The organism is Kitasatospora sp. SC0581, from assembly GCF_048159585.1.
Lineage (GTDB): Bacteria > Actinomycetota > Actinomycetes > Streptomycetales > Streptomycetaceae > Kitasatospora.
Genome location: NZ_JBLRWA010000003.1, coordinates 131,596 through 157,847 on the forward strand (window position 1 = coordinate 131,596; position 26,252 = coordinate 157,847).

The following is a 26,252-nucleotide window of genomic DNA, read 5'->3' on the forward strand; positions in this document are numbered from 1 at the left end:
GACCCGAACGGATGTCAACCGGGAACCGGGGCAGGCGGATTGGCCCGTCGGGCCGGTCTCAGCCGCGCTTCTTCGGGACCTCCGGGACGGGCAGCAGCGGCAGCCGCAGCGCGCCGAACGCGCCCTCGGGCACGGCCGGCCGGGCCGGCGCCACCGCCGCCACCCGCAGGTACTCCGCGCCCTGGGCCGGGCGCTGGTCCGCCTCGCCCTTGTTCGGCCACATCGACATGGCGCGCTCGGCCTGGGCGGTGATGGTGAGCGAGGGGTTGACGCCCAGGTTGGCGGAGACGGCCGAACCGTCCACCACGCTGATCCCGGGGTAGCCGTACAGCCGGTGGTACGGGTCCACCACGCCGGTCTCGGGGGCGTCGCCGATCGGGCAGCCGCCGAGGAAGTGCGCCGTCATCGGGATGTCGAAGATCTCGCCGACGGTGCTGCCCGGGAAGCCGTTGATCTCGTCGGCCAGCGCCTGGGCGCCCTGTTCCGCCGCCGGGATCCAGGTCGGGTTGGGTTCGCCGTGGCCCTGGCCGGAGGTGAGCCGGGCCTTGCCGAGCGGGCCCTTCTTCAGCGAGACGGTGATCGAGTTGTCCAGCGACTGCATCACCAGGCCGATGATCGTCTTCTCGGACCAGCGGCGCTGGTTCATCGAGCGGGCGAAGGTCACCGGGTGGAGCGCCGTGTTGCCCAGGTAGCGCAGCCAGCGCGGGACCGCCCCACCGCCCCTGACCTGGGCGATGGACAGCGCGCCCATCGCGTTGGAGCCCTTGCCGTAGCGGACCGGCTCGATGTGGGTGTTGGCGTCCGGGTGGATCGAGGAGGTGATCGCCACGCCCTTGGTGAAGTCCGCCTTGCCGCCGTAGCGCCGGTCGGTGGTCTGCGCGCCCACCAGGGCCTCGGAGTTGGTGCGGGTCAGCTCGCCCAGCCGCGCCGAGATCCGGGGCAGGTGGCCGCCGTCCCGCATCCGGTGCAGCAGCGACTGGGTGCCGTAGGTGCCGGCCGCGACGACCACCCGGGCCGCGGTGACGGTCCGCGCGCCCGCCTTCACCCGGTCGGTCCTCGACCGCGCGTCGGTGCGGCGCACGTCCACCGCGTAGCCGCCGCTCCCGTCGGCCCCTTCGATCTCCCGGATCCGGGCCACCGTGGTGAGCGGGTGGATCTCCGCCCCGCCCCGCTCGGCCAGGTACAGGTAGTTCTCGGTGAGCATGTTCTTGGCGCCGTGCCGGCAGCCGGTCATGCACTCGCCGCACTCCACGCAGGCCTTGCGGGCCGGGCCGGCGCCGCCGAAGTACGGGTCGGCGACCTCGCTCCCGGGGGCCGCCTTGGCGGTGCCGTCGGTGTCCTCGCCGTCGCCGAAGAAGACCCCGACCGGCGCCATGTGGAAGGTGTCACCGACGCCCATCCGCTCGGCGGCCGCCTTGAGGTGGACGTCGGAGGGGGTGAGGGTCGGGTTGAGCCGGACCCCGAGCATCCGCTGCGCCTGGTCGTAGAACGGCGCCAACTCCTGCTGCCAGTCGGTGATGTGGCGCCACTGGCGGTCCTCGAAGAAGGCCTTCGGCGGCACGTACAGGGTGTTGGCGTAGTTCAGCGAGCCGCCGCCGACCCCGGCGCCGGCCAGGATCAGCACGTTGGCCAGCAGGTGGATCCGCTGGATGCCGTACAGCCCGAGCGCCGGCGCCCACAGGTAGTTCGGCAGGTCCCAGGAGTTCCTGGGCAGTTCGTCCCGGTCGAAGCGCCGGCCGGCCTCCAGGACGGCGACCCGGTAGCCCTTCTCGGTCAGCCGCAGGGCCGCGACCGAACCGCCGAAGCCGGACCCGACCACCACCACGTCGTAGTCGAACTCCGCCGCACCGCCGGACTGCACCATCTGCCACCGCTCCTTCACCGGGTGAACCTGCCTGTGGGTACCGCGAACCGGGCCCCGCCGCAGGTGCGGGGCCCTGGACCTGTCTGCGGGGGCCTACTTGAAGCGCAGCGCCTTGAGCATCCGCAGCCCGCCGGTCATCAGGGCGGCGAACTGCTTGTCGTCCAGGCCGAACGAGGGCGCGATCGGCATCAGCCGCTGGGTCGCGACGGTCTGCGCCTCGGTGAAGCGCAGGATGCCCTCCGCGCCGTGCCGGCGGCCCAGCCCGGAGTCGCCCATGCCGCCCATCGGCGAGCCGACCGAGCCGTACGCGGCGGCGTACGCCTCGTTGACGTTGACCGTGCCGGTGCGCAGCCGGGCCGCGACCGCCCGGCCGCGCCGCAGGTCCCTGGTCCAGACGCTGGAGTTCAGGCCGTACGGCGTGGAGTTGGCGGCGGCCACCGCCTCCTCCTCGGTGTCGAAGCGGTAGAGGGAGACGACCGGGCCGAAGGTCTCCTCGGCGCAGACCGCCATCTCCGGGGTGACGCCGTCGAGGATGGTCGGCTCGTAGAAGAGCGGGCCGAGGTCCGGCCGGGCGCGCCCGCCGGCCACCACGGTGGCACCCGCCTTGACCGCCTCCTCCACGTGCCGGCCGGTGGTCTCCAGCTGGCGGGCGGAGACCAGCGAGCCCATGTCCGCGCCGTACGCGAGGCCGCCGCCGAGGCGCAGCGCCCGGGTGCGGGCGGCGAAGCGCTCCAGGAACTCGTCGGCCACCGAGCGGTGCACCAGCAGCCGCTCGATCGAGATGCAGAGCTGTCCGGCGGAGGAGAAGCAGGCCCGTACGGCGCCCGCGGCGGCCGCGTCGAGGTCGGCGTCGGCGAGCACCAGCATGGCGTTCTTGCCGCCGAGTTCGAGCGAGGCGCCGACCAGCCGGGCGGCGGCGCGCTGGGCGACGTCGCGGCCGGTGCGGGTGGAGCCGGTGAACGAGACGTAGTCGGCGTGCTCCACCACGGCGGGGCCGATCACCGGGCCGTCGCCGATCACGATCTGCCACAGGTCGGCGGGCAGTCCGGCCTCGATCAGCAGCTCGCGGGCCCACAGCGCGGTCAGCGCGGTCTGGGTGTCGGGCTTGTTGACCACCGCGTTGCCGGCCACGAAGGCCGGCAGGGCGTCGCCGACGGACAGCTCCAGCGGGTAGTTCCACGGCGAGATGTGGCCGACCACGCCCTTGGGGCGGCGGGCCTCGACGGCGTGGGTGAGCACCGGCAGCGCGCCGCCGTGCCGCTTGTCCTTGAGGTACCCGTGCGCGGCCCGCCCGTAGTGCCGGGCGGCCATGGCGACGGCCAGCACCTCCTCGAAGGCGTGCAGCCGGGCCTTGCCGGTCTCCGCCTGGACGAGGTCCAGCACCTCGTCCTGCCGCTTGAGCAGCAGGTCGTGGAAGCGCAGCAGGACGGCGGCGCGGCGGCGCACCGGCAGCGCGGCCCAGGCCCCCTGGGCGCGGCGGGCCAGCTGGAAGGCGACCTCGACGTCGGCCGGGGTGGACTGCGGCAGGCTGGCCAGCCGTTCGCCGGTCAGCGGGGCGACGGTCTCCACCAGGTCGGGTTCACCGGTGGCGGTGACGCCGGTGGCCAGCCTGGCGACCAGGGACGGCGGGACGGCCGCGGCGACGGTCCGGCCGCCGCCGGGGGCCGCCGGGTTGCCGGCGCCGGAGGGTTCGGTGGCCACTGCGTCTGCTGTGAGGTCCGACATACGGCGCAGCCTAGGCGCTCGGCGGCCGGTCCGGTACCCGTCGGTAACAAGAATCTGCCGCAGTCGGGCGAAAGCGGGCGCCCCCGCCCGACCCGGTCAGCGGCTCGGGGCGAAGTTGTTGAGCACCGCGTAGAAGCGCTGCTCGGCCTCGTTCCATTCGTTGCCCCGGTCCGGGCTGGACGAGTAGATCGCGTAGCTGGTGCCGTCCTGGCTGATGAACTCGGTCTCGATCGCGCGCCGGCGGCCGCCCTCCTTGGCCAGGTAGCTGAACTCCCAGACCGCCGCCTCCTGGCCCTTCACCGCCGTGCCGGCCATCCGGTGCTGCTTGTAGTCCTTGAGCGACTTGGCGACGGTGGCCTCCATCTGCCGCATGTGCTCCAGCGGCTTGACCGACTGGCCGACCGTGACGGCGAACTGGAGGTAGTGCACCTTGCCGTCGGGGCTGTAGTAGATCTGGTTGTCCCCGGCGCTGATCCGCTGCCAGGACGGGGTGCCGTTCGGCAGCGGGAAGCGGAAGCCGGCCGGGTCGTCGACCCAGTGGTAGCCGCTGGGCGGCGCCGCCGCGGGGGTGGCGTCGCTGGTGGGCTCCGGTCCGGTGGACTCGGCGGCGGTCGGCGTCGGGTCGTCGGGGGTGTCGCCGCCGACCACGTGCCGGGTGACCAGGAAGGTGCCCGCGGCGGCCAGCAGGCCGACGGCCACCGCTATGCCGACGATCTTCAGCAGGTTGCGGCGCTTGGCCGGTCCCCGCTCCGGCGCAATGGAGTGCGGCACCGGCGCGACGGGCCCGGTGTGCGCCCGGGCAGCGTCCTGCGCGCCCCCGGCGGTGTCCGGTTCGGCGAGGACGGGCGCGGCAGGAACAGCGGCGACCGCAGGGACGGCGGGCACAGCGGGGACAGCGGGGACAGCGGGGACAGCGGGGACGGCGGCCCCGGAGGCCTTCGGCTCGGTCGGCTCCTCGGAGCCCTCGACCGGCTCTGCCACGGCCACCGGGCCCTCGGTGCGGTCCACCACCGGCACCGACCGGGTGGGCGTACGCACCGACGGAACCGACTTCAGGCCCATCGTGTGCCCGGCCCGCACCTCGGCCAGCATCGCGGCCGCCTCGTCCGCGGTGGGCCGCTCGGCCGGGTCCTTCGCCATCAGCGCGGCCAGCACCGGCCCCAGCGGCCCGGCCCGCCGCGACTCCGGCAGCGGCTCGTCGACCACCGCGGCGAGCGTGGTGATCGGCGAGTCCCGCCGGAACGGCGACTGGCCCTCGACCGCCGCGTACAGCGTCGCCCCGAGGCCCCACAGGTCGGAGGCGGGACCGGGCCGCTCGCCCTGGGCGCGCTCCGGCGCCAGGTAGTCCGGCGAGCCGACCAGGTCGCCCGGCCGGGTCAGCTCGGTCGAGCCCTCGTACTTCGCGATGCCGAAGTCCAGCAGCACCACCCGCCCGGTGCCGCGCTCCAGCAGCACGTTGGCCGGCTTCACGTCCCGGTGCAGCACGCCCAGCTGGTGGCCGCGGTGCAGCGCGGCCAGCACCTGGCTGCCGACCTCGGCGGCGGCGCGCGGCTGCAGGGTGCCGTCCTGGCTGATCACGTCGGCCAGCGAGCGGCCGTCGACCAGCTCCATCACGATCCACGGCCGGCCGTCCTGCTCCAGCACGTCGTGCACGGTGATCACACCGGGGTGCTTGATCCGCGCGGCCGCGCTGGCCTCGCGCTTCATCCGGGTGTGCAGGATCTGCAGGTCCTCCTCGGGCAGGTGGTTGACGGTCAGCTCCTTGACCGCGACCTCCCGGTCGAGCATCCGGTCCCAGGCCCGCCAGACGGTGCCCATGCCGCCCCGGCCGAGCCGCTCGCCGAGCTCGTACCGCCCGGCCAGCAAACGCTCCGCCTCGGCCGCCTCCGGCCGGTCCTGCACGCCCATCTGCGCCCGCTCCCCCACACATTCCGCCTGCCGTCACCGCGACGGAGGGCCTGGTGCAGACCACTGTTCGAACAAATCCCACGCACACATTAGGCGCACCTTGCCGCCCCCGGTAATCACGCCCACCCCCCGGACCGGTGGAACGGAATCCGGGCGGGCCGTCAGCCTGCGAACAGCACCACCGCGACGATTCCCAGCACCAGCAGCACGAACACTCCGCCCACCAGCAGCGGGCCCCACAGGGAGGGGGGTATCCGGGGCGGCTTCGCCCCGCTCCCTGCCCCCAAGTCCCCACCGTTCCGGCCCTTTCGGGCACTCCTCCCGGCCCTGGAGCCGACGGCCCTCCCACCGCGCCCGCGCGGCACCGCCGGCGTCTCCGGCACCGGCACCGGCCCCCCTGCGGCCCGGCTCCGCTCCTCCGCCTCCCCGTCGACCGGCTCCGGCGCCCCCGCCAGCAGCCCCGCCAGCTCCTCGCGCACCGCCTCCGCCGTCGGCCGCAGCACCGGATCGGGCTGCAACAGCCGCTCCACCAGCGGCGCGAGCGGCCCGCACACCACCGAGGGCTCCCGCCGCCCGTCCCGTACGGCCGTCACCAGCTCCGGCACGTCCCGCTCCGGGTACGGCGAACGGCCGGTGACCAGCCGGTGCACCAGCACCCCGAGCGCCCAGCAGTCGCCCGCCGGGCCGCCGTCCAGCGGCCAACGCTCCGCCACCGGGCCGACCAGGGTGGCCCGCACCTCGTACCGGCGCCGCCCGCCCGGCCCGCCGAGCTCCTCGGCCAGCGCCTCCTCGGCCACCCCGGCGAGCAGCCCGCCGAGCATCGCCGCGCCGTCCTCGCAGACCAGCACCGCCTCCGCGGTCAGCGCGCCGTGGGTCAGCCCGGCCGCGTGCAGCGCCCGCAGCGCCCCGGCCAGGTCCGCCGCCAACTCGGCCGCCCGGTACGGCGGCAGCGGCCCTTCGGCGAGCAGCTCGGCCACCGTCCGCCCGACCGGCCGCTCCTCCACCGTCCACAGCAGCTCGCCCTCGACGAACGCGCCGACCCCGCGCAGCAGCCGCGGATGCGCGACCGGCGCGGTCGAACCGACCGCCGCCACCCGGCGCACCATCCGGTCCGCCTGCGCCGCGGCGGCCGCCTCCGGATCCTGGCCCGCCGTCAGCACCCCCGGCAGCTCCAGGGCGCCCAGCAGCACCGATTCACCGGTCCGCTCGTCCACCGCCTGGGCGCGCAAGGGTTCGGGGCGGTCCGTCAGCCGGTACCGCCCCGCCAGCAACTGACCGGGGCCGCCTCGCATGCCAGTTCCTCTCACTCACCGAGCAGCCTACTGAGCGGCTCCTCTAGGCTCGATCCCATGGACTGGACCGATCTGATCGACACCGCCTTCGAGGCATCCGGGAACAGCAGCAAAGCCAACCAGGCCGAGGCCGTCCGCGCCGTCGAGGCGACCGTCATCGACGGCGAGAAGCCGGTCGCCTCCACCGCCGGGCGCCACCCCGACCACTTCCGCAAGGGAGTGCTCGTGCTGACCACCCATCGGCTGCTCTTCCTGAAGGACGGGAAGCCGCCGGTCCCGGTTCCGCTCGCCGCCGTCACCGACGTCACCGTGACCCGCACCAAGCTCAACGGCGAAGTGCTCCTGGTGGTGGCGCTCAGCGGCTCGCACCGCTTCGAGGACGTGGCCAAGGCCGAGTTCTTCGCCGAGCAGCTCCGGGCCTCCGCCCGGGCCGCCCGGAACGCCCCGAAGGCCGGGCCCGCCGCCGCCCCGGTCGAGGCGTCCGCCGGCGAGCAGCTCATCGGCCAGCTGGAACGGCTGGCCGCCCTGCGCGCCTCCGGTGCGCTCACCGAGGACGAGTTCACCCGCGCCAAGCAGCGCCTGATCGGTTAGGACCTGCCGCCCTACGGCGCGGGCTGGAAGCTGTTGAAGACGACGTCCCGGAGCGGGGCCTGGGCGGCCCACTCCGCGTCCGGGACTATCCAGTAGATCGAGTACCCGTACTTGGGCGGGGTCCCGGTCACGAAGCCGCGGTTGAGCGAGTGCATCCTGGGCGTGCCGTTGGTCCACTCCCAGTCCGCCGCGTTGGTCCACTGCCGGTAGGTGATCGCCGCCAGGTTCAGCCGCTGGTAGTTGCTGACCTGACCGCGGACGTTCGGCTCCGACTCCTGCCAGTCCGCGACCGCGCTCGCCCCGGGCGACGTGGTCCACTCGATCCGCAGCTGGCTGCCGTCGGCCGCGTTCTTGAAGATCCGCCGGTTGGCGTCCGACCCGGTCGGCTGCAGACCGTCCGGCAGCACGACGGAGAAGCCGCTCGGGTCCTTGTACTCGTGGTACCCGGCCGGTACGGCACCCGGCGCGGCCGGCGCGGGCTGCGCCGGTGCCGCCGGGGGCTGGACGGGAGCCGCCGGCGCACCGGCGGACTGCGCGGGCGCGTCCGGCGCCGCGGCCGGGTCGCCGGTCGGCTGGGCGGGCGCCGGGGCGGGCGCGGGTTCGCCCGTCGGTGCCGACGTCGGCACCGGCTCGGTACCGGTCGCCCCCGGCGAGGTGGCGACCGCGCTCTGCGAGGCCGCGCCGTTCGCGCCGCCGTCGTCGGTGCCGACCATCCGGACGACCGCCACCACTCCCGCGATCAGCAGCAGCACCACGATCACGGTGGCGATGGCCAGCCGTCGCCGGCCGGTGCGCGGATCGGCCCCGGCCGCCTGGGTCGCGCCCATCGTCCACTCGCTGGTCACCGGCCGGATCGGCTCCGCGCCCGGCTCCTCGGACGGCGTCCCGGCGGGCTCCGCGTCCTGGGCCCGACTCCCGACCCGGACCGTCCCCAGCAGCCCGCCCACCGACCGCTTGCGGCCGCTCCCAGTCTGCTCCGGCTCCTTCGGCGAAGACTCCGAGGGCTCCGCGGACTCCGCCGCGGTCGACGCCGACGCCGACGACTCGGACGGCTCCGCGGCGTTCGACGCCTCCGCCGGCCCCGCCGCCTTCGACAGCCCCGACGCCTTCGACGCCTTCGGCTCCGGCTCCTCGGCCGGCTTCTCCAGCGGCACCGCGTGCTCGGTGGTGGACTCGGCCCGCGCGGTCGCCTCCGCGACCACCCGCTTGAGCATCGACCGGGTCTGCGAGGCGTCCAGCCGCTCGGCCGGGTCCTTCGCCAGCAGCCCCTCGATCACCGGCTGCAGCGGCCCGGCGTTCACCGGTGCGATCAGGTCCTCGGTCATCACCGCGGTCAGCGTGGCCAGCGCCGAGCCCCGGTCGTAGGGCGGCCGGCCCTCGACCATCGCGTACAGCGTGCCGCCCAGCGACCACAGGTCGGCCGGCGGCCCGGGCTTCTGCCCGCGGGCCCGCTCCGGGGAGATGTACGAGGGCGCGCCGACGAGCATCCCGGTCGAGGTGACGGAGGCGTCGCCCTCCACGCTGGCGATGCCGAAGTCGGTGAGCACGACCCGGCCGTCCTCGCCGATCAGCACGTTGGACGGCTTGACGTCCCGGTGCAGGATGCCGAGCGCGTGCGCCGCGCTGAGCACGCCCAGCACGTCGAGCGCGATCTCCGCCGCCCGGGCGGGGGCCAGCGGCCCGTCCTCCCGGACCACGTCGGCCAGCGAGCGGGACTCGACCAGCTCCATGACGATCCACGGCCGGTCGTCCTCGTCGACCACGTCGAAGACCGTCACCGCCGAACTGTGCCGGATCCGCGCGGTCGCCTTGGCCTCGCGCAGCGTCCGGGTGATCAGCCGGTGCTTCTCCTCCTCGTCGACGCTGGCGTTCATCCGCAGTTCCTTGACCGCGACGGTCCGGCCCAGCATCTCGTCCTCGGCGCGCCAGACGGTGCCCATGCCGCCGCGCCCGAGCACGCCGTTCAGGCGGTAGCGGCCGGCCAGGAGGCGGCCGGTGGAACCCTGCGCCTGGGTCATTCGGAACGTTCCCCCATGTGCTGCTGGCGGTCGTGGTGACGGCGCGTCGGCCCGACCTGGGGCCCGGACGCCCAAGCCTCCATCATCTCCTGTCCGGAGGGCCCGCGACCACCCGGCCCCCGCATCGAGCCGGTACGAACCGGAACGGAGGCGGCGCTCCGTGCCCGATCTGTGATCGAAAACTCGCCAAGATCTGTCCGGACCACTGCTACCGTTCGGCAGCTCATCGTATTCCGGGGGGATTCGACGCCCATGACCGCACCCGCACCGGGCACTGACGGCCCATCGATCCGGCCGCACACCGCCCAGCACTACTCGGTCGCACCACCCCCCGTCTCCCCCGAGGGCTACGTCGCCCCGGGCATGCCCGGCGCCCCCGTGGCCGGCTTCGACCCCGTCGAACCCACGCCCAGGACCACCCCCCGGCACCGCACCGCCCTGGCCGTCTCCCTCGCCCTCCTCGCCATGCTCCTCGGCGGCCTCGCCTACGGCAGCGCCCCGCTGCGCGCCGCCGACAGCCTCGGCTGGCTGGCCATCGCCCCGGCCGGCCTGGTCGCCCTCCCGCTCGGCCGGCTCGGCGGCCAGGGCCGCTTACTCCCGCCGCTCGGCGCCCTCCTCGCCGCCGGCGCCCTGCTCCTCGGCCAGCTGATCGAGCACCTCCGCCGCGTCCACGCCGACGGCCCCGCCCCCGGCGGCCTGCTGCACGACACCGTCACCGCCTGGCGCGCCGACCTCCGCCCCCTCGACGCCGCCTTCTACGCCATCGCCCTCATCGGCGGCTTCCTCCTCACCCGCCGCAGCGCCACGCGGAGTTGACCGCCCGCCCCGTCCCCTCCCCGCACCGCACCGCACCCGCCTCCCGCACCGGGAAAGGGAGAAGGCCCCCGCCGTCACCCGGCAGGGGCCCCTCGATCAGGTCAGGTCAGGACTCAGCGGTGGTCGAGCGCCGGGTTGACGGTGACCTCGACCCGCTGGAACTCCTTGAGCTCCGTGTAGCCCGTGGTGGCCATCGCCCGACGCAGCGCGCCGAACAGGTTCATGGTCCCGTCCGGCGTGTGCGAGGGCCCGGTCAGGATCTCCTCGGTGGTACCGACGGTCCCGAGGTCCACGCGCTTGCCGCGCGGCAGCTCCTCGTGGACGGCCTCCATCCCCCAGTGGATCCCCTTGCCCGGGGCGTCCGTCGCCCGCGCCAGCGCGGCACCGATCATGACCGCGTCCGCGCCGCAGGCCACGGCCTTCGGGATGTCCCCGCTGTAGCCGACGCCGCCGTCCGCGATCACGTGCACGTAGCGGCCACCGGACTCGTCCATGTAGTCGCGACGGGCGGCCGCCACGTCGGCCACGGCGGTGGCCATCGGCACCTGGATGCCCAGGACGTTCCGCGTGGTGTGGGCGGCGCCGCCGCCGAAGCCGACCAGCACACCGGCGGCACCGGTCCGCATCAGGTGCAGGGCCGCGGTGTACGTGGCGCAGCCGCCGACGATCACCGGGACGTCCAGCTCGTAGATGAACTGCTTGAGGTTGAGCGGCTCGGCGGCGCTGGAGACGTGCTCGGCCGAGACGGTGGTGCCGCGGATGACGAAGACGTCGACGCCGGCGTCCACCACGGCCTTGGAGAACTCGGCGGTGCGCTGCGGCGAGAGCGCGGCGGCGGTGACCACGCCGGAGTCGCGGACCTCCTGGATCCGCTGCTTGATCAGCTCGGCGCGGATCGGCGCGGCGTAGATCTCCTGGAGCCGGCGGGTCGCGGTGGACTCGTCGGTGATCGCGGCGATCTCGTCCAGCAGCGGCTGGGGGTCCTCGTAGCGGGTCCACAGGCCTTCGAGGTTCAGCACGCCCAGACCGCCGAGGCGGCCGATCTGGATGGCCTGCTGCGGCGAGACCACGCTGTCCATCGGGGCGGCCAGGAACGGCAGCTCGAAGCGGTAGGCGTCGATCTGCCAGGCGATCGAGACCTCCTTCGGGTCCCGGGTCCGGCGGCTGGGGACGACGGCGATGTCGTCGAAGGCGTACGCCCGTCGGCCGCGCTTGCCTCGCCCGATCTCGATCTCAGTCACTTCGAGCCCTTCTGCTTTGTTGCTCATGCCCGCCGGGTCACCCCGGCCGCCCCCCAGTATCCCGTACTGCCGCTGGTCCCGCCCCGACGGCCCGCGCCCGGGCGCACCGGCAGGGGCCCGCCGCCGCGGTGCGGCAGCGGGCCCCTCGGTGGCCGGTGGCTCAGCGGGCCGAGTAGTTCGGCGCCTCGACGGTCATCTGGATGTCGTGCGGGTGGCTCTCCTTGAGGCCCGCCGAGGTGATCCGGACGAAGCGGCCCTTGCTCTCCATCTCGGCGACGGTGCCGGCGCCGACGTAGCCCATGGTCTGGCGCAGACCGCCGACCAGCTGGTGCAGCACGGCCGACAGCGGGCCGCGGTAGGGCACCTGGCCCTCGATGCCCTCGGGGACGAGCTTGTCGTCCGAGGCCACCTCGGCCTGGAAGTAGCGGTCCTTGGAGTACGAGCGGCCCTGGCCGCGGGACTGCATGGCGCCCAGCGAGCCCATGCCGCGGTAGGACTTGAACTGCTTGCCGTTGATGAACATCAGCTCGCCTGGGGACTCCTCGCAGCCGGCCAGCAGCGAGCCGAGCATCACGGTGTCGGCACCGGCGGCCAGCGCCTTGCCGATGTCGCCCGAGTACTGCAGGCCGCCGTCGCCGATGACCGGCACGCCGGCCGCCAGGCAGGCCTGGGCGGCCTCGTAGATGGCGGTGACCTGCGGGACGCCGATGCCGGCGACCACGCGGGTGGTGCAGATGGAGCCGGGGCCGACGCCGACCTTGACGCCGTCCACGCCGGCGTCGATCAGCGCCTGGGCGCCGTCCCGGGTGGCCACGTTGCCGCCGACCACGTCGATCCCGACGGCCGACTTGATCTTCGCGATCCAGGCCAGCGCGTTGTGGCTGTGGCCGTGCGAGGTGTCCACCACCAGGAAGTCCGCGCCGGCCTCGACCAGGGCCTGGGCCCGGTCGAACGCCTCGGCGCTGGCACCGACGGCGGCGCCGACCAGCAGCCGGCCCTCGGCGTCCTTGGCGGCGTTCGGGTACTGCTCGGCCTTGACGAAGTCCTTGACGGTGATCAGGCCCTTGATCCGGCCCTCGTCGTCGACCAGCGGCAGCTTCTCGATCTTGTGGCGGCGCAGCAGGGCCATCGCGTCCACGCCGGAGATGCCGACCTTGCCGGTGATCAGCGGCATCGGGGTCATGATCTCGCGGACCTGGCGGGTGCGGTCCGACTCGAAGGCCATGTCGCGGTTGGTGACGATGCCGAGCAGCTTGCCCGCCTCGTCGGCGATCGGCACGCCGGAGATGCGGAACTTGGCGCACAGCGCGTCGGCCTCGCCCAGGGTGGTCTCCGGGCCGACCGTGATCGGGTCGGTGACCATGCCGGACTCGGAGCGCTTCACCAGGTCGACCTGGTTGGCCTGGTCCTCGACCGAGAGGTTGCGGTGCAGCACGCCGACGCCGCCCTGGCGGGCCATCGCGATGGCCATGCGCGACTCGGTGACCTTGTCCATCGCCGCGGACAGCAGCGGGATGTTGACGCGCACGTTCCGGGAGACCCGGGAGGAGGTGTCCACCTGGTTCGGCAGCACCTCGGAGGCCCCGGGCAGCAGCAGGACGTCGTCGTACGTGAGCCCGAGCATGGCGAACTTCTCGGGTACGCCTGCGGCGTTGTAAGACATTTGGGGGGTACCTTCCGTGGCCGGCCTAATCCGCTCACGCCCTGAGGGTGGGGGCGCATTCATCGCTCACTCGCGCAGACCGCCGAAGCCGGGTACGAATAGGAGGATCCTCCAAGGGGACCCCGCGCGCACCCGTCAAACTTTGGCAACCCGCCCAGGCGCCGATACCCCATGGTACTGGCACCGCGAATGTGTCCTCGTGTGCCCTTGACAACAACCCCGCCCCGTGGATCATTCCGCCCGCAACCGGCGGAAACGGCACGCAACGGGAGGAGTGGTCAGGAGGACTCCTCCGCGAGCGCCCGCAGCCGGCTGAGCGCCCGGTGCTGGGCCACCCGGACGGCACCCGGTGACATCCCGAGCACCTCGCCGGTCTCCTCCGCCGACAGCCCGGCGGCCACCCGCAGCAGCACCAGCTCGCGCTGACGGGCCGGCAGATTGGAGAGCAGCTCCTTCGCCCAGGCCGCGTCGCTGCTCAGCAGCGCCTGCTCCTCCGGGCCGAGCGCCTCGTCCGGCACCTCCGGCAGGTCGTCCTGCGGCACGACGGTCGAGCCGGGCCCGCGCATCGCGGCCCGCTGGAGATCGGCGATCTTGTGCGCGGCGATCCCGTACACGAAGGCCTCGAACGGGCGCCCCTGGTCCTTGTACCGGGGCAGTGCGCAGAGCACCGCCACGCAGACCTCCTGCGCGACGTCGTCCACGTGGTGGCGGGCCCCGCCGGGCAGCCGGACCAGCTTGGCGCGGCAGTACCGCAGCGCCAGCGGGTGGACGTAGGCGAGCAGCGCGTCGATCGCCGGGTTCTCGCCGCGCACCGCGGCCGCGACCAGTTCGCCCACCAGCGGCGAGCCGCCCGTGCCGAGCACCGGCCGGCGGCCCGGCCCGGTCCCACCGGCGGAACCGCCGGGTTCGGCGTACGACGGACCGTGGCCCGGACCGGAGGGCTCGGCCTCCACCGGGTCCGCCTGGCCGGTCGCACCGGCGACGTCGTCGCGCATCGGTCCATGGTGCCTGGTCGAGCGGGAAAACGCGGCACCGCGTCCGGAGTTGTGCACCGGAACGTTATGCGCTGCGGCACCGTCCGGCGTCCCGCGCACCACCGGCCCCTCCTGCACCGTGCCGCCTCCCGCCCCGCCGCCGTCGGCGGTCCCGTCCGTCGCGCCGTCCGCCGAGTGTCCTGCGGCTGCGTGGTTCGCCGCAGTGCCTGTCCGCTGGTCCCCGAGGTGCTCCACTCCTCCATGGTGCAACCTCGGGACCGTAACGTCACACGCCCGTGCGGCGCCCGCTCCGGGAACCTCCGGCGGCACGCCGCAACCGGCGGCGCCGCCGGTGGTCAGCGGACCAGGCCCCAGCGGAAGCCCAGCGCCACCGCGTGCGCCCGGTCGGAGGCCCCGAGCTTCTTGAACAGCCGTCGGGCGTGGGTCTTCACGGTGTCCTCGGAAAGGAACAGCTCGCGGCCGATCTCGGCGTTGCTGCGGCCGTGGCTCATGCCCTCCAGCACCTGGATCTCACGCGCCGTCAGGGTGGGCGCCGCGCCCATGTCGGGGCTGCGCAGCCGGCGGGGAGCGAGCCGCCAGGTCGGGTCGGCGAGGGCCTGGGTGACGGTGGCCCGCAGCTCGGCGCGCGAGGCGTCCTTGTGCAGGTACCCGCGGGCGCCCGCGGCCACCGCGAGCGCGACCCCGTCGAGGTCCTCGGCGACGGTGAGCATGATGATCCGCGCGCCCGGGTCGGCGGACAGCAGCCGCCGGACCGTCTCGACCCCGCCGAGGCCGGGCATCCGGACGTCCATCAGAACGAGATCGGAGCGGTCGGCCACCCAGCGGCGGAGGACCTCCTCCCCGTTCGTCGCGGTGGTGACCCGGTCCACACCGGGTACGGTCGCGACCGCGCGGCGAAGCGCCTCGCGGGCGAGCGGGGAATCGTCGCAAACGAGAACGGAAGTCATGACCGTCGTCCTCCGCAGCTGATCCGCGTCACGTTGAGCCTCCTGGCTGGTACGAACCTCTACGACACGGCCGATCGGCGACGGACTCCGCGGTGATCGCCCCAACCTGCCCGCGATCGTTCCCGACGTCCGGCGCCCGCTAACCGCCTCCGCACTTCCAACGACCGTCACTCGAATGAGTTACGGCCTTCGGGGCCATCTCCACCACTGTACGTGGCCAACCCATTACCGATCAGCCGCATCGCGGTGCACACGCCGCTCTTTTGCGCAGCTCGCGCGCGGTCGGCGTACGACCCGCACATCGATTCGGCACCCCGCGCGCCCGTCGACCACCCGATTGCCACGTCCGCGCCCGCTGGAGCCCCTTGCCCACTATGCCCGTTTTTATAGCTTTCGTATGGTCATTGACTGTTGTGCCAGTGTGTGGGTGACTTGTCCATGGAGTTGCCTTAAGTCATATTTCCAGGTGTCCACACCAGTGCATCGAAGCCCCGCCGCACCGCTCGGCAGCAGCCCCGCCGAACGCCCGGCCGACGGCCGACAGCCTCTGAAGGGAATGAGCCATGGCAGATTTCTCCCGCCTCCCCGGTCCCAACGCGGACCTCTGGGACTGGCAGCTCTCCGCAGCCTGCCGTGGCGTGGACAGCTCGCTCTTCTTCCACCCCGAGGGCGAGCGCGGGGCCGCGCGCAGTTCTCGCGAGGCCAGCGCCAAGGAGGTCTGCATGCGCTGCCCGGTGATCGCCGAGTGCGCGGCGCACGCGCTGGCGGTCCGCGAGCCGTACGGCGTGTGGGGCGGGATGACGGAGGACGAACGCGAGGAGATGCTGGGGCGCTCGCGACACCGACTGGTCGAGGTTCCGCTGGCCCCGCCGGCGGTCGCCCAGCGGTAGACCCGTCTCCTTGAGCGCCGTGAAGAAACGTTTCTTCGCGGCGCTTCAGTCTTCTGGCTCACCGTACGTACCGGGCCCGGGCAGCCCCGTCACCCAGCGTCAGCGGTCGGCGGCCGCCCCCGCCAGCCGCTCCAGCATCAGCGCCACGGCCGGCACCTCGGCCAGGTCCGGGAGGGTCAGCGCGACCACCTGGCGCACCGCGGGCGCCCCGGAGGCCGTCCGCACCGGCACCGTCGACACGCCGTCAGGACGCACCGACCGCAGCGCCAGCCGGGGCAGCACCGCCACCCCGAGACCGGCCGCCACCAGGCCGACCACCGCCGGGTAGTCGTCCGTCGCGAAGTCGATCCGCGGCTCGAAGCCCGCCCCGGTGCACAGCTCCACCAGGTGCCCCCGGCACTGCGGGCAGCCGGCGATCCACTGCTCCTCCGCCAGCTCGGCCAGCCCCACCGCCCCGCCCCGCCCGGCCAGCGGGTGGGCGGCCGGCAGCACGCCCACCAGCGGGTCGTCCAGCAACGGGGTGACCACCAGGTCGGACCAGTCGGTCCCGGCGGTCAGCTGCTGCGCCTCCAGGTTGGCCTCGGCCCGGGCCTCGCGCGGCGTGCCGTGGGCGGGCGCCGGGAGCGCGACGGCGCCGTCGGACTGCGGGTAGCGGAAGGCCAGCGCGATCTCGCACTCACCGCCGCGCAGCATCGCCAGCGACTCCGGCGGCTCGGCCTCGACCAGCGACACGCGCACCCCCGGATGGCTGTCCCGCAGGCGGGCGACCGCGGGCGGCACCAGGGTGGAGCTCGCGGTCGGGAAGGAGACCAGCCGCACCCGTCCGGCCCGCAGCCCGGCGATCGCGGCCACCTCCTCCTCGGCGGCGGAGAGCCCGGCCAGGATTCCGGTGGCATGCTTGAGCAGGACCCGGCCGGCCTCGCTGAGCTGCATCCCGCGGCCCGAGCGGACCACCAGCGGGGTGTCCACCGACTTCTCCAGGGCCTTCATCTGCTGACTGATGGCGGGCTGCGTACACCCCAGCTCGCGGGCGGCGGCGGAGAAGGAGCCGGTGCGGGCGACGGCACGCAGAACGCGCAGATGGCGGGCCTCGATCATGCCTTAGTTATAAGGCAATCTTTGCATTCTGCAAAATTCTGCTGATAGTTGAAGCCTCAAGCGGAACCTCGGACGGAACGCCGGAGGCCCGGCCCGCCCCCCGGGGGGAGCGGACCGGGCCTCCGGTCAGGCGTCGGAGCCTCAGTGCGAGTGGCCGTGGCCGTGGCCGTGACCGTTGTCGGCCTCCTCCTCCTTCTTCTCCACCACGAGGGTCTCGGTGGTGAGAAGCAGGGAGGCGATCGAGGCGGCGTTCTCCAGGGCGGAGCGGGTGACCTTGACCGGGTCGATGACGCCGGCCTTCACCAGGTCGCCGTACTCGCCGGTGGCGGCGTTGTAGCCCTGGCCGATCTCCAGCTCGGCGACCTTGGAGGTGATGACGTAGCCCTCCAGGCCGGCGTTCTGGGCGATCCAGCGCAGCGGCTCGTGCAGCGCCTTGCGGACCACGGCGACACCGGTGGCCTCGTCACCCGACAGGCCCAGGCCCTCGTCCAGCACCTTGGCGGCGTGGACCAGGGAGGCGCCACCGCCGGCGACGATGCCCTCCTCGACCGCGGCGCGGGTCGCCGAGATGGCGTCCTCCAGGCGGTGCTTGCGCTCCTTCAGCTCCACCTCGGTGGCGGCGCCGACCTTGATGACGCAGACGCCGCCGGCCAGCTTGGCCAGGCGCTCCTGCAGCTTCTCGCGGTCCCAGTCGGAGTCGGTCGCGGCGATCTCGCCCTTGATCTGGGCGACGCGGCCGGCGACGGCCTCGGAGTCACCGGCACCGTCGACGACCGTGGTCTCGTCCTTGGTGATGGTCACGCGGCGGGCGGTGCCCAGCACGTCCAGGCCGACCTGGTCGAGCTTGAGGCCGACCTCCTCGGAGATGACCTGGCCACCGGTCAGGACGGCCAGGTCGCCGAGGATCGCCTTGCGGCGGTCGCCGAAGCCCGGGGCCTTGACGGCGACGGCGTTGAAGGTGCCACGGATCTTGTTCACGACCAGGGTCGACAGCGCCTCGCCGTCGACGTCCTCGGCGATGATCAGCAGCGGCTTGGAGGCACCGCCCTGGAGGATCTTCTCCAGCAGCGGCAGCAGCTCCTGGATGGAGGAGATCTTGCCCTGGTTGATCAGGATGTACGGGTCCTCGAGGACCGCTTCCTGGCGCTCGGCGTCGGTGACGAAGTACGGCGACAGGTAGCCCTTGTCGAACTGCATGCCCTCGGTGAAGTCCAGCTCCACGCCGAAGGTGTTCGACTCCTCGACGGTGATGACACCGTCCTTGCCGACCTTGTCGATCGCCTCGGCGATCAGCTCGCCGACCTGGGTGTCCTGCGCGGAGAGGGAGGCGACGGCGGCGACGTCGTCCTTGCCCTCGATCTCGCGGGCGACGGACAGCAGGTGCTCGGAGACCGCGGCGACGGCCTTGTCGATGCCCTTCTTCAGGGCGGCCGGGCCGGCACCGGCGGCGACGTTGCGCAGACCCTCGTTGACCAGGGCCTGGGCCAGCACGGTGGCGGTCGTGGTGCCGTCACCCGCGACGTCGTTGGTCTTGGTGGCGACCTCCTTGACGAGCTGCGCGCCAAGGTTCTCGTACGGGTCGTCCAGCTCGACCTCGCGGGCGATGGTGACACCGTCGTTGGTGATGGTCGGGGCGCCGAACTTCTTGTCGATGACGACGTTGCGGCCCTTGGGGCCGATGGTCACCTTGACGGTGTCGGCCAGCTTGTTGACACCGCGCTCCAGCGAGCGGCGGGCGTCCTCGTCGAACTGCAGGATCTTCGCCATGTTCCCTATTCCCTCGGGGCTGCGGCCGGCCCACCGGCCGCCGAACTACGTGAACCAACAACCACGCCCCGGGCCCCTGTCACTGGGACACGGATCCGGGGCGGGTCGGTACGTCTTACTTCTCGATGACCGCGAGAACGTCGCGGGCCGAGAGGACGAGGTACTCCTCGCCCTTGTACTTCACCTCGGTGCCGCCGTACTTCGAGTACAGGACGATGTCGCCGACGGCGAGGTCGAGCGGCAGACGCTGACCGTCCTCGAAGCGGCCCGGGCCGACGGCCAGGACGACGCCCTCCTGGGGCTTCTCCTTGGCGGTGTCCGGGATAACCAGGCCGGAGGCCGTGGTGGTCTCGGCGTCGAGCGGCTGGACCACGATGCGGTCCTCGAGCGGCTTGATGGCAACCTTGCTGCTGGTGGTCACGTCCGAGCTCCCCTTCGGAGATTACGGGGTTTTCTAACGGGTAGGGGCGATCCTGCGGGCCTGCCGTCGCGGGGGTCAGACACACGTCGTCGCGTTAGCACTCCCCTAGTGGTGAGTGCCAAGGATGACCATAGGGCCGTGTTAGCACTCAGTCAACCAGAGTGCCAACGGCGAGTCCCGGAAGTCCCCGGTTCGCGAATGAGTAGCCGTACTCATGTACGACCGGGCCCGGCCCCACCAGACTCCTGCCATGACCTCGATCCCGGTGCGCATCGGCCCGTCCCGGCCCAAGGACGCCGCCCTCGCCCTGCTGTCGCTGCCCCTGCTGGGGGGCGTGCTGCCGTTCGTCGCCTTCCTCCTCGTCGCCTGCCTCGGCAGCATCCCCGGCTACGGGGACGACGGGGACGGGCGCGGGTGGGCCTTCCTGGGCATCGGGATGCTGGCCGCCCCGGTGGTCGCCCTGGCGGCGGGCCTCGTGGTGGCCTTCCGCAGCCGGCGGTCCGGCTACCGGCTCCTCCCGGTCGCCGCCGGGCTCGCCCCGTTCGCGCTGCCGGCGGTCCTCTCCTCGGGCGTGCTGTGGCGGTGAACCGGCTGCCGCCCGCCGACCCGCTGCGCCCGGTCGGCCGTCCGACGGACCTGCTGCTCGCGCTGCTGACGGTCCTGGGGGCCGCCTCGCTGCTGGGGTTCGGCTGGATCGCGGCCTTCCTGGCCGCGCTCGCGCTGGAGGCCCACCCCGCGATCGGCGGCTGGGCGGCCCGGGGCGCCGCGACCGCGCTGCTGCTCGTCCCGGTCGTGGCGGTGGCCCGGTACACCCACCGGCGGGGCTACCGGATCACCCCGGTCGCCGCCGCGGTCAGCCCCGCCCTGCTGACCGCCCTCGCCGGCGCGGGGTGGCTCCGGTGAGCCGGCCCCACGGCGCGCCCGGGCGGCCGCCGGTCCACTGGGCGCCGGACCTGGTGCTCGCCGCGGTGGTGGTCGCCGGGGCCGTCGCGGCGGCGTCCGTCGGGTCGTTCGTGCTCAACTGGCTGAAGCTGCTCGCCCTGTACGGCCCCGGGGTGGAGGCCCTGGACGTCTTCGGCGTCGTGGTGATGCTCGTCCTGCTGGCACTGACCGGCCGGGGCACCCGGCGGCTCGGGTACCGGATCACCCCGTACGCCGCGCTGGCGGCCGCGCCGCTGATGCCGCTGGTGTTCTGGCTGACCTCCGACGTCCCCGTCATCGGCCGGTGAACGCCGCGCGGCCGCTCCGGCCGACCGGCCACCCGGCCGACCCGCGAGAATGGCCCCGTGGACACCGAGAACCTCCAGCCGCTGCTGACCCCCGAGGGCCAGGCCCTGCTCGCCGAGCTGCGCGAGTTCACCCCCGAGGAGGAGCTCGCGCTGGCGACCCGCCTGCGGCGGGAGCACCCGGCGGAGCTGGTGTCGGCCGCGTTCGGGCAGGCGCGGCTGCGGCAGCGGGCGCGGGCGAAGTTCGGGGCGGACGCCGACCTGATGTACTTCACGCCCAACGGGGTCGAGCAGTCCACCCGGCGCAGCGTGGCCGAGTGGCGGGCCCGGCGGTTCGCCGACCTGGGCGTACGGCGGCTGGCGGACCTGTGCTGCGGCATCGGCGGGGACGTGCTGGCGCTGGCCCGGGCCGGCATCGAGGTGCTGGCCGTCGACAGGGACCCGGCGGCCTGCGCCGCCACCGCGGCCAACGCGGCCGCGCTGGGCCTGGCCGACCTGGTCGAGGTGCGCTGCGCGGACGTCGCCGAGGTGGACGTCGCCGGCTATGACGCGGTGTTCACCGACCCGGCCCGGCGCACCGCGCGCGGCCGGGTGTTCGACCCGGAGGCGTACGCCCCGCCGCTCTCCTGGGCGATCGAGGCCGGCCGGCGGACCCCGATCGGCGCGCTGAAGGTCGCGCCGGGCATCCCGCACGAGGCCGTGCCGGAGGACGCCGAGGCCGAGTGGGTCTCGGACCACGGCGACGTCAAGGAGGCGGTGCTCTGGTTCGGCACCAGGGCCACCAGCCCGCACCGCGCCACCCTGCTGCCGCACGGCGCCAGCCTGACCGGCGGCGACCTGCCCGACCCGCCGGCCGGCCCGGTCGGGCGCTACCTGTACGAGCCGGACGGCGCCGTGATCCGGGCCCACCTGGTGGCCGAGGTGGCCGGGCAGGTGGGCGGCCGGCTGATCGACCCGAAGATCGCCTACCTGACCTCGGACGAGCTGGTCGCGACGCCGTACGCGCACGCCTTCGAGCTCACCGACGTGCTGCCGTTCAACATCAAGAAGCTGAAGGCGCTGCTGCGCGAGCGGGCGGTCGGCACGGTGGTGATCAAGAAGCGCGGGATGGCGATCACCCCGGAGGAGCTGCGCCGCCAGCTCAAGCCCTCCGGGCCGAACACCGTCACGGTGATCCTCAGCCGCACCGACAACGGGCCGCTGATGATGCTGGGGCAGCCGGTCTGACCCCCGACGCGGCGGCCCCAGGACCGGGACGGGGCTACGAGGCGGGCGCCTGGATGTAGTCCTCCAGCCGGGCCACCGAGAAGCCCTGCTCCTGGATCCGGGCCAGCAGGTCGCCGAACATCTGGGTCATCGTGGCGCCCTTGAGCTCCTTGGGGCCGCGGAAGTGCGCCAGGACGATGTCGCCGGGCTTCAGCTTCTTGTCCGCGGCCTGGTACTGCATGTCGTGGATCTGCATCGACTCGCGCCAGAGCACGATCGCGCGCGGGCCGCACTGCTGCACCGAGGTGTTGAGCATCGGGGTGTTGGCGCCGTCGCCGAACGGCGGGCGGAACAGCAGCGGGGCGGTGCCGTACTGCTGGGTGAGCGCGGCCTGGTCGTCGCAGATCTCGGCCTTCTGCTTGTCGGCCGACAGCTTGCTCATCACCGGGTGGTCCACGGTGTGGTTCTGGATGTGGTTGCCCAGGGCCTGGAGCGGCTTGAAGTAGCCGTAGTCGTTCTTGACGATGTCCTTCGTCAGGAACATCGAGATCGGCACCTTGAGGTCGGTGAGCATCTCGACGAACTTCGGGTCCTTCTCGGCGCCGTCGTCGATGGTGATGAAGACGACCTTGTCGCTGGTCTTCACATCGCTGAACACCGGTACGGGGCCGGTCCGTTCGAGCTTGATCGGCTTGTCGGCGGGCGGCGCCGGGGCGGGGGCGAGCGGGGTGAGGTTCCACTTGGCCCAGGCCGCCGCGTCGGCGCCCGCCGGGGCGCCCGCCGAAGGGGGCGCGGAGGCGCTGGTCGGCGCCGCGCCGGTGGGCCGGGGCGTGGCCGCCGCCGTCGTGGCGGCGGGGGCGGCACCGCCACCGCCCCCGTTGTCCCCGCACGCGGTGGCGAAGGCCAGCAGGGCCAGCGCCCCCACCCCGTACGTCCTGGTCCTGCTCCGCCTGATCACCGCTGCGCGCTCCCGGTTCCCGTCCAGCCTTCTCTCAGCTATGCACGGTACCGACCGCCGCGGCGGTTCCCGGCCAGGGGCTACTCGACGTGCTCGCTGGTGAAGGACCAGCGGTGCACCGGACGGCCGAGCAGCCCGGCCGGCGGGTCGGCGACGGGCACCGGCTCGCCGTTCCACCAGGTGATCAGCAGCACCCGCTCGCCCGGGGCGGAGAGCAGTTCGAGGCGCTCCAGACCGGCCGAGCCGCGGACCGCGGGCAGCACCGACTCCCGTACCCAGGCGGCGAGTTCGTCGCCCCGGCCGGTCGCCGCCCGGGCCTCCCACATCGCGGCGACGGTCATGCCGCGCCGCCGCCGAGGGCGTCGTAGGCCTGGCCGTGGAAGTCCGTGTGGGGCACGTGGGTCTCGGTCACCGGCAGCGAGGAGTCCGCCGACAGGTCGAGGGCGGACGGCGTGCGGTCGCGCCACACCATCTCGGCGCCCAGCGCCGCGACCATCGCGCCGTTGTCGGTGCACAGGCCCGGCCGGGGCACCCGCAGCCGGATGCCGGCCCGGTCGCAGCGCTGCTGGGCCATCTCGCGCAGCCGCGAGTTGGCCGCCACGCCGCCGCCGATCATCAGGTGGTCGACGCCGTTGTCCTTGCACGCCTTGACGGCCTTGCGGGTGAGCACGTCGGTGACCGCCTCCTGGAAGGACGCCGCCACGTCGGCGACCGGCACCTCCTCGCCGGCCCGGCGCTTGGCCTCCACCCAGCGGGCGACGGCGGTCTTCAGGCCGGAGAAGGAGAAGTCGTACGCCGGGTCGTTGCGGCCGCTCAGCCCGCGCGGGAAGGCGATCGCCTTCGGGTCGCCCTCGCGGGCCGTGCGGTCGACGATCGGGCCGCCGGGGAAGCCGAGGCCGAGCACCCGGGCGACCTTGTCGAAGGCCTCGCCGGCCGCGTCGTCGATGGTCGCGCCGAGCGGGCGGACGTCGCTGGTGATGTCCTCGCTGAGCAGCAGCGAGGAGTGCCCGCCGGAGACCAGCAGGGCCATCGTCGGCGAGGGCAGCCGGCCGTGCTCCAGCTGGTCGACGCAGATGTGCGAGGCGAGGTGGTTGACCCCGTACAGCGGCTTGTCCAGCGCCCAGGCGTACGCCTTCGCGGCGCTGACGCCGACCAGCAGCGCGCCGGCCAGGCCGGGGCCGGCGGTGACGGCGATGCCGTCCAGGTCGCTCGCCTTGATCCCGGCGGTGTCCAGGGCGCGCTGGATGGTCGGGACCATCGCCTCCAGGTGCGCGCGGCTGGCGATCTCCGGGACGACGCCGCCGAAGCGGGCGTGGTCGTTGACGCTGGAGGCGACCGCGTCGGCCAGCAGCGTGGTGCCGCGCACGATGCCGACGCCGGTCTCGTCGCAGGAGGTCTCGATGCCGAGGACGAGCGGTTCGTCAGCCATGGCGGGTGTCCTCAATGTCCTTCGGGTCAGTGCTGTCAGTGCTCGGGTGGTCGAGGCGCATCACCAGCGCGTCGACGTTGGCGGGCTGGTAGTAGCCGCGCCGGATGCCCACCGGTTCGAAGCCGTGGCGCTCGTACAGCCGCTGGGCGCGCGGGTTGTCCACCCGCACCTCCAGCAGCAGCTCGGCGCACTCGCGCCGGGCGGCCTCCCGGATCAGGTCGGTGAGCAGCGCCGTGCCGAGGCCGGCGCCCTGGTGGCGCTCGTCGACGGCGATGGTCTGGACGTCGCCCTCGCCGGCGATCGCCATCAGTCCGGCGTAGCCGACGATCCTGCCGTCCGGGGCGGCCGCGACGGTGTAGTGGCGGGTGCCGCCGGGGTGGGACTCGGCCAGTTCGGACCAGAACATCCCGGCGGACCAGGCGTCCTCGGGGAAGAGCCGCAGCTCCAGCTCCAGCACCGGCGCGATGTCCCACCAGCGCATCGGGCGCAGGGTGGTGCCGTGGTTCACGCCGGGAGCACCGCCTTGTAGCCCGCGGGGACCTGGGCGTCCGGGCGGCGCAGGTACAGCGGGTGGTTGGGCAGCAGCTCGCGCCCGGCGGCCAGCTCGGCGGCGGCGAAGCCGGCCAGGGCGCCGGCCGAGACGTGCTCGGGGCCGTGCCCGCCCGGGAAGGCGTCGGGGTAGAGCAGCGCGCCGGCGCCGACGGAGCGCGGCTGCGGGGTCAGCTCGGCCGGGCGGTCCACGGCGGGGCCCTCAGTGCGGCGGCCCTCCGCGTCGTACGAGGCCCAGTAGACCTCCTTGCGGCGCGCGTCGGTGGCGGCCGTGAACGGCTGCCCGGCCAGGCCCTCGGCGCGGGCCTGGAAGGCGATCGCGTCCAGCGTGCAGACGCCGTGCACCGGCAGCCCGAGGGCGTGGCCGAGCGCGGCGGCGGTCACCAGGCCGACCCGCAGGCCGGTGTAGGGGCCGGGGCCGACGCCGACCGCGATGCCGGTCAGCCGGTGCTTGTCCACCCCGGCGGCCCGCAGCACCTGGTCGATCGCGGGCAGCAGCAGTTCGCCGTGGCGCCTGGCGTCGACCTGGTGGGTCTCGGCGAGGACGGCCGTGCCGTCGTGGACGGCGGCGGTGACGGCGGGGGTAGCGGTGTCGAACGCGAGCAGCAGCACGGGTCAAGGTTAGACCGACGTTGGGCCGACCGGCCGATCGGCAGGGTGTACCAGGCGGGAACACAGATCCGAGGCACTGCGACCCGCGCGGATGAACCTGGCACGATGGGGCCGTACGTAAAGGGACGGCGGCGGGAGCGGCAACGTGGCGAAGATGGGTCCTGGAGTGGTGGTCACGGGGTTGACCCTGGGGGCCCTGGCGGTGGTGAGCCTGCTGGCCTTCCAGGCCAACGGCGCCCAGGACCGGGCCGGCGGCCCCAAGCCCACCGCCACCACCACGGCGACCGGCACGGCCACCGCCGCGGCGCCCACCGCCGCGGCCACCCCGACCGTCCCCCCGCTGCCGGCCACCTCGGGCACCGGCACCCGGGTGGTGTACTCGGTCGGCAGCCACTACGTCTGGCTGGTCGACCCGAAGAAGAGCCCGCAGGTCGCGGCCGCCTTCCCGGTCACCCCGGGCTCGGTCGAGCCCGCCCCGGGCAGCTACGCGGTGTACAGCCGCACCCCGACCACCACCGGGACGGACGGCAAGCAGATCGAGCACGTGGTGCGCTTCGCGCAGCAGAACGGCGTGGTGTTCGGCTTCAGCGCGGCGGTGGACGGCGCGACGCCGACCACCGACCCGAGCGCCAAGACCGGCGGCATCCGCAGCGGCCGCGCCGAGGGGCAGCTGCTCTGGGACTTCGCGCCGAAGGACACCAAGGTGGTCGTGATCGCCTGAGCCCGGACGGGACCGGGCGGCCCGGATTCGGGTTCGAATTCGGGTTCGGCTTCGGCTTCGGGAGGAGCGGCCTCAGGCGGCCCGGGGCGTCCGCGCCTCGGGCCGTTCGTCGTGTCCGGGCCGCGGTCCGTCCTGCCGGGGGCGCGGTCCGGGCGGTGTGGACACCGCCTCGGCGGCCGCGCAGGCGGCCAGCAGCGCCCGCATCGGCTCTCCCGGAACGCGACGGGCGGACTCTCCGGCCCCGGCGGCGGTGACCGCGCGCTGCGGGGCGGGGGTGGTGCTCGACATGGCGCCTCCCTAGTTAGGCAGACCTAA

General features: G+C 73.8%; 26 protein-coding genes. 8 read left to right on the top strand and 18 right to left on the bottom strand.

Features of this window, described 5'->3' with window-relative positions:
• Positions 1–58: 58 nt before the first annotated feature.
• The 4 genes from ACLWS4_RS06775 to ACLWS4_RS06790 form a co-directional block, all read right to left on the bottom strand.
• Complete coding sequence (locus ACLWS4_RS06775; RefSeq protein ID WP_049657027.1) at positions 59–1,864, bottom strand: GMC family oxidoreductase; 1,806 nt, start codon at positions 1,862–1,864, stop codon at positions 59–61.
• 93 nt (positions 1,865–1,957) lie between these two features.
• Positions 1,958–3,589: a succinic semialdehyde dehydrogenase gene (locus ACLWS4_RS06780; RefSeq protein WP_380778607.1), complete on the bottom strand. Its 1,632-nt coding sequence runs from the start codon at positions 3,587–3,589 to the stop codon at positions 1,958–1,960.
• Between the two features lie 96 nt (positions 3,590–3,685).
• Positions 3,686–5,497, bottom strand: a complete 1,812-nt coding sequence (locus ACLWS4_RS06785) for a serine/threonine-protein kinase (RefSeq protein WP_416873590.1) — start codon at positions 5,495–5,497, stop codon at positions 3,686–3,688.
• Between the two features lie 161 nt (positions 5,498–5,658).
• The gene (locus ACLWS4_RS06790; protein ID WP_079272376.1) at positions 5,659–6,789 is read right to left on the bottom strand and encodes a protein kinase domain-containing protein; all 1,131 of its coding nucleotides are present in this window, start codon (positions 6,787–6,789) and stop codon (positions 5,659–5,661) included.
• 57 nt (positions 6,790–6,846) lie between these two features.
• Here ACLWS4_RS06790 and ACLWS4_RS06795 point away from each other — a divergent pair, with 57 nt between their 5' ends.
• Entirely contained in the window at positions 6,847–7,380 is a 534-nt protein-coding gene (locus ACLWS4_RS06795) for an SHOCT domain-containing protein (RefSeq protein ID WP_053112601.1), read from the top strand.
• An 11-nt stretch (positions 7,381–7,391) separates the two neighbouring features.
• On the opposite strand, the gene ACLWS4_RS06800 is transcribed toward ACLWS4_RS06795, so the two are convergent.
• Positions 7,392–9,398 (bottom strand): serine/threonine-protein kinase, encoded by a 2,007-nt coding sequence (locus ACLWS4_RS06800; protein ID WP_416873591.1) that lies wholly within the window; start codon positions 9,396–9,398, stop codon positions 7,392–7,394.
• Between the two features lie 252 nt (positions 9,399–9,650).
• On the opposite strand from ACLWS4_RS06800, the gene ACLWS4_RS06805 reads away from it, so the two are divergent.
• The gene (locus ACLWS4_RS06805; RefSeq protein WP_117488203.1) at positions 9,651–10,214 is read left to right on the top strand and encodes a hypothetical protein; all 564 of its coding nucleotides are present in this window, start codon (positions 9,651–9,653) and stop codon (positions 10,212–10,214) included.
• 113 nt (positions 10,215–10,327) lie between these two features.
• On the opposite strand, the gene ACLWS4_RS06810 is transcribed toward ACLWS4_RS06805, so the two are convergent.
• The 4 genes from ACLWS4_RS06810 to ACLWS4_RS06825 all read right to left on the bottom strand — a co-directional run bounded on the left by ACLWS4_RS06810 (position 10,328) and on the right by ACLWS4_RS06825 (position 15,060).
• Positions 10,328–11,455, bottom strand: a complete 1,128-nt coding sequence (locus ACLWS4_RS06810; RefSeq protein WP_049654353.1) for a GuaB3 family IMP dehydrogenase-related protein — start codon at positions 11,453–11,455, stop codon at positions 10,328–10,330.
• A gap of 160 nt (positions 11,456–11,615) precedes the next feature.
• Positions 11,616–13,118: an IMP dehydrogenase gene (gene guaB, locus ACLWS4_RS06815; protein ID WP_074003944.1), complete on the bottom strand. Its 1,503-nt coding sequence runs from the start codon at positions 13,116–13,118 to the stop codon at positions 11,616–11,618.
• 278 nt (positions 13,119–13,396) lie between these two features.
• Positions 13,397–14,113, bottom strand: coding sequence for an RNA polymerase sigma factor ShbA (shbA, locus tag ACLWS4_RS06820; RefSeq protein WP_074003945.1), 717 nt, complete (start codon positions 14,111–14,113; stop codon positions 13,397–13,399).
• 335 nt (positions 14,114–14,448) lie between these two features.
• Entirely contained in the window at positions 14,449–15,060 is a 612-nt protein-coding gene (locus ACLWS4_RS06825; protein WP_014136228.1) for a response regulator transcription factor, read from the bottom strand.
• 563 nt (positions 15,061–15,623) lie between these two features.
• Here ACLWS4_RS06825 and ACLWS4_RS06830 point away from each other — a divergent pair.
• Positions 15,624–15,950 carry a WhiB family transcriptional regulator gene (locus ACLWS4_RS06830; protein ID WP_049654358.1) on the top strand — a complete coding sequence of 109 codons (327 nt, stop codon included), beginning with the start codon at positions 15,624–15,626 and terminating at the stop codon, positions 15,948–15,950.
• 99 nt (positions 15,951–16,049) lie between these two features.
• On the opposite strand, the gene ACLWS4_RS06835 is transcribed toward ACLWS4_RS06830, so the two are convergent.
• From ACLWS4_RS06835 to groES, 3 genes are all read right to left on the bottom strand, one after another.
• Complete coding sequence (locus tag ACLWS4_RS06835; protein WP_375877209.1) at positions 16,050–17,048, bottom strand: LysR family transcriptional regulator; 999 nt, start codon at positions 17,046–17,048, stop codon at positions 16,050–16,052.
• 141 nt (positions 17,049–17,189) lie between these two features.
• Positions 17,190–18,815 carry a chaperonin GroEL gene (gene groL, locus ACLWS4_RS06840; RefSeq protein WP_049654364.1) on the bottom strand — a complete coding sequence of 542 codons (1,626 nt, stop codon included), beginning with the start codon at positions 18,813–18,815 and terminating at the stop codon, positions 17,190–17,192.
• 115 nt (positions 18,816–18,930) lie between these two features.
• Positions 18,931–19,236 (bottom strand): co-chaperone GroES, encoded by a 306-nt coding sequence (gene groES / locus ACLWS4_RS06845; protein WP_049654366.1) that lies wholly within the window; start codon positions 19,234–19,236, stop codon positions 18,931–18,933.
• A 250-nt stretch (positions 19,237–19,486) separates the two neighbouring features.
• Between groES and ACLWS4_RS06850 the strand changes: the two genes are divergently transcribed.
• Genes ACLWS4_RS06850 through ACLWS4_RS06865 form a run of 4 tightly spaced genes read left to right on the top strand, consistent with a single transcriptional unit; the run spans position 19,487 to position 21,689 of the window.
• Complete coding sequence (locus ACLWS4_RS06850) at positions 19,487–19,822, top strand: hypothetical protein (RefSeq protein WP_380775149.1); 336 nt, start codon at positions 19,487–19,489, stop codon at positions 19,820–19,822.
• Positions 19,819–20,139, top strand: a complete 321-nt coding sequence (locus ACLWS4_RS06855) for a hypothetical protein (protein WP_375876165.1) — start codon at positions 19,819–19,821, stop codon at positions 20,137–20,139. The genes ACLWS4_RS06850 and ACLWS4_RS06855 overlap by 4 nt, the downstream gene beginning before the upstream one ends.
• Positions 20,136–20,465 carry a hypothetical protein gene (locus ACLWS4_RS06860; protein WP_117488207.1) on the top strand — a complete coding sequence of 110 codons (330 nt, stop codon included), beginning with the start codon at positions 20,136–20,138 and terminating at the stop codon, positions 20,463–20,465. Before ACLWS4_RS06855 ends, ACLWS4_RS06860 begins: the two co-directional genes overlap by 4 nt.
• A 57-nt stretch (positions 20,466–20,522) precedes the next feature.
• Positions 20,523–21,689, top strand: coding sequence for a THUMP-like domain-containing protein (locus ACLWS4_RS06865; RefSeq protein ID WP_416873592.1), 1,167 nt, complete (start codon positions 20,523–20,525; stop codon positions 21,687–21,689).
• A 34-nt stretch (positions 21,690–21,723) separates the two neighbouring features.
• Here ACLWS4_RS06865 and ACLWS4_RS06870 read toward each other — a convergent pair whose 3' ends face one another.
• The 5 genes from ACLWS4_RS06870 to tsaB all read right to left on the bottom strand — a co-directional run bounded on the left by ACLWS4_RS06870 (position 21,724) and on the right by tsaB (position 25,216).
• Complete coding sequence (locus ACLWS4_RS06870; protein ID WP_107418825.1) at positions 21,724–22,626, bottom strand: polysaccharide deacetylase family protein; 903 nt, start codon at positions 22,624–22,626, stop codon at positions 21,724–21,726.
• Between the two features lie 80 nt (positions 22,627–22,706).
• On the bottom strand, positions 22,707–22,967 hold the full coding sequence (locus ACLWS4_RS06875; protein WP_074003950.1) for a hypothetical protein: 261 nt from the start codon (positions 22,965–22,967) through the stop codon (positions 22,707–22,709).
• Positions 22,964–24,055: a tRNA (adenosine(37)-N6)-threonylcarbamoyltransferase complex transferase subunit TsaD gene (gene tsaD, locus ACLWS4_RS06880; protein ID WP_049655951.1), complete on the bottom strand. Its 1,092-nt coding sequence runs from the start codon at positions 24,053–24,055 to the stop codon at positions 22,964–22,966. Before tsaD ends, ACLWS4_RS06875 begins: the two co-directional genes overlap by 4 nt.
• The gene (gene rimI, locus ACLWS4_RS06885) at positions 24,048–24,536 is read right to left on the bottom strand and encodes a ribosomal protein S18-alanine N-acetyltransferase (RefSeq protein ID WP_049655961.1); all 489 of its coding nucleotides are present in this window, start codon (positions 24,534–24,536) and stop codon (positions 24,048–24,050) included. The genes tsaD and rimI overlap by 8 nt, the downstream gene beginning before the upstream one ends.
• Positions 24,537–24,559: 23 nt before the next feature.
• Positions 24,560–25,216: a tRNA (adenosine(37)-N6)-threonylcarbamoyltransferase complex dimerization subunit type 1 TsaB gene (tsaB, locus tag ACLWS4_RS06890; RefSeq protein ID WP_074003951.1), complete on the bottom strand. Its 657-nt coding sequence runs from the start codon at positions 25,214–25,216 to the stop codon at positions 24,560–24,562.
• Between the two features lie 154 nt (positions 25,217–25,370).
• On the opposite strand from tsaB, the gene ACLWS4_RS06895 reads away from it, so the two are divergent.
• On the top strand, positions 25,371–25,937 hold the full coding sequence (locus ACLWS4_RS06895) for a hypothetical protein (RefSeq protein WP_049655963.1): 567 nt from the start codon (positions 25,371–25,373) through the stop codon (positions 25,935–25,937).
• 72 nt (positions 25,938–26,009) lie between these two features.
• Here the strand turns inward: ACLWS4_RS06895 and ACLWS4_RS06900 are convergent, their stop codons facing one another.
• Positions 26,010–26,225, bottom strand: a complete 216-nt coding sequence (locus tag ACLWS4_RS06900) for a hypothetical protein (RefSeq protein ID WP_049655953.1) — start codon at positions 26,223–26,225, stop codon at positions 26,010–26,012.
• Between the last annotated feature and the right edge of the window lie 27 nt (positions 26,226–26,252).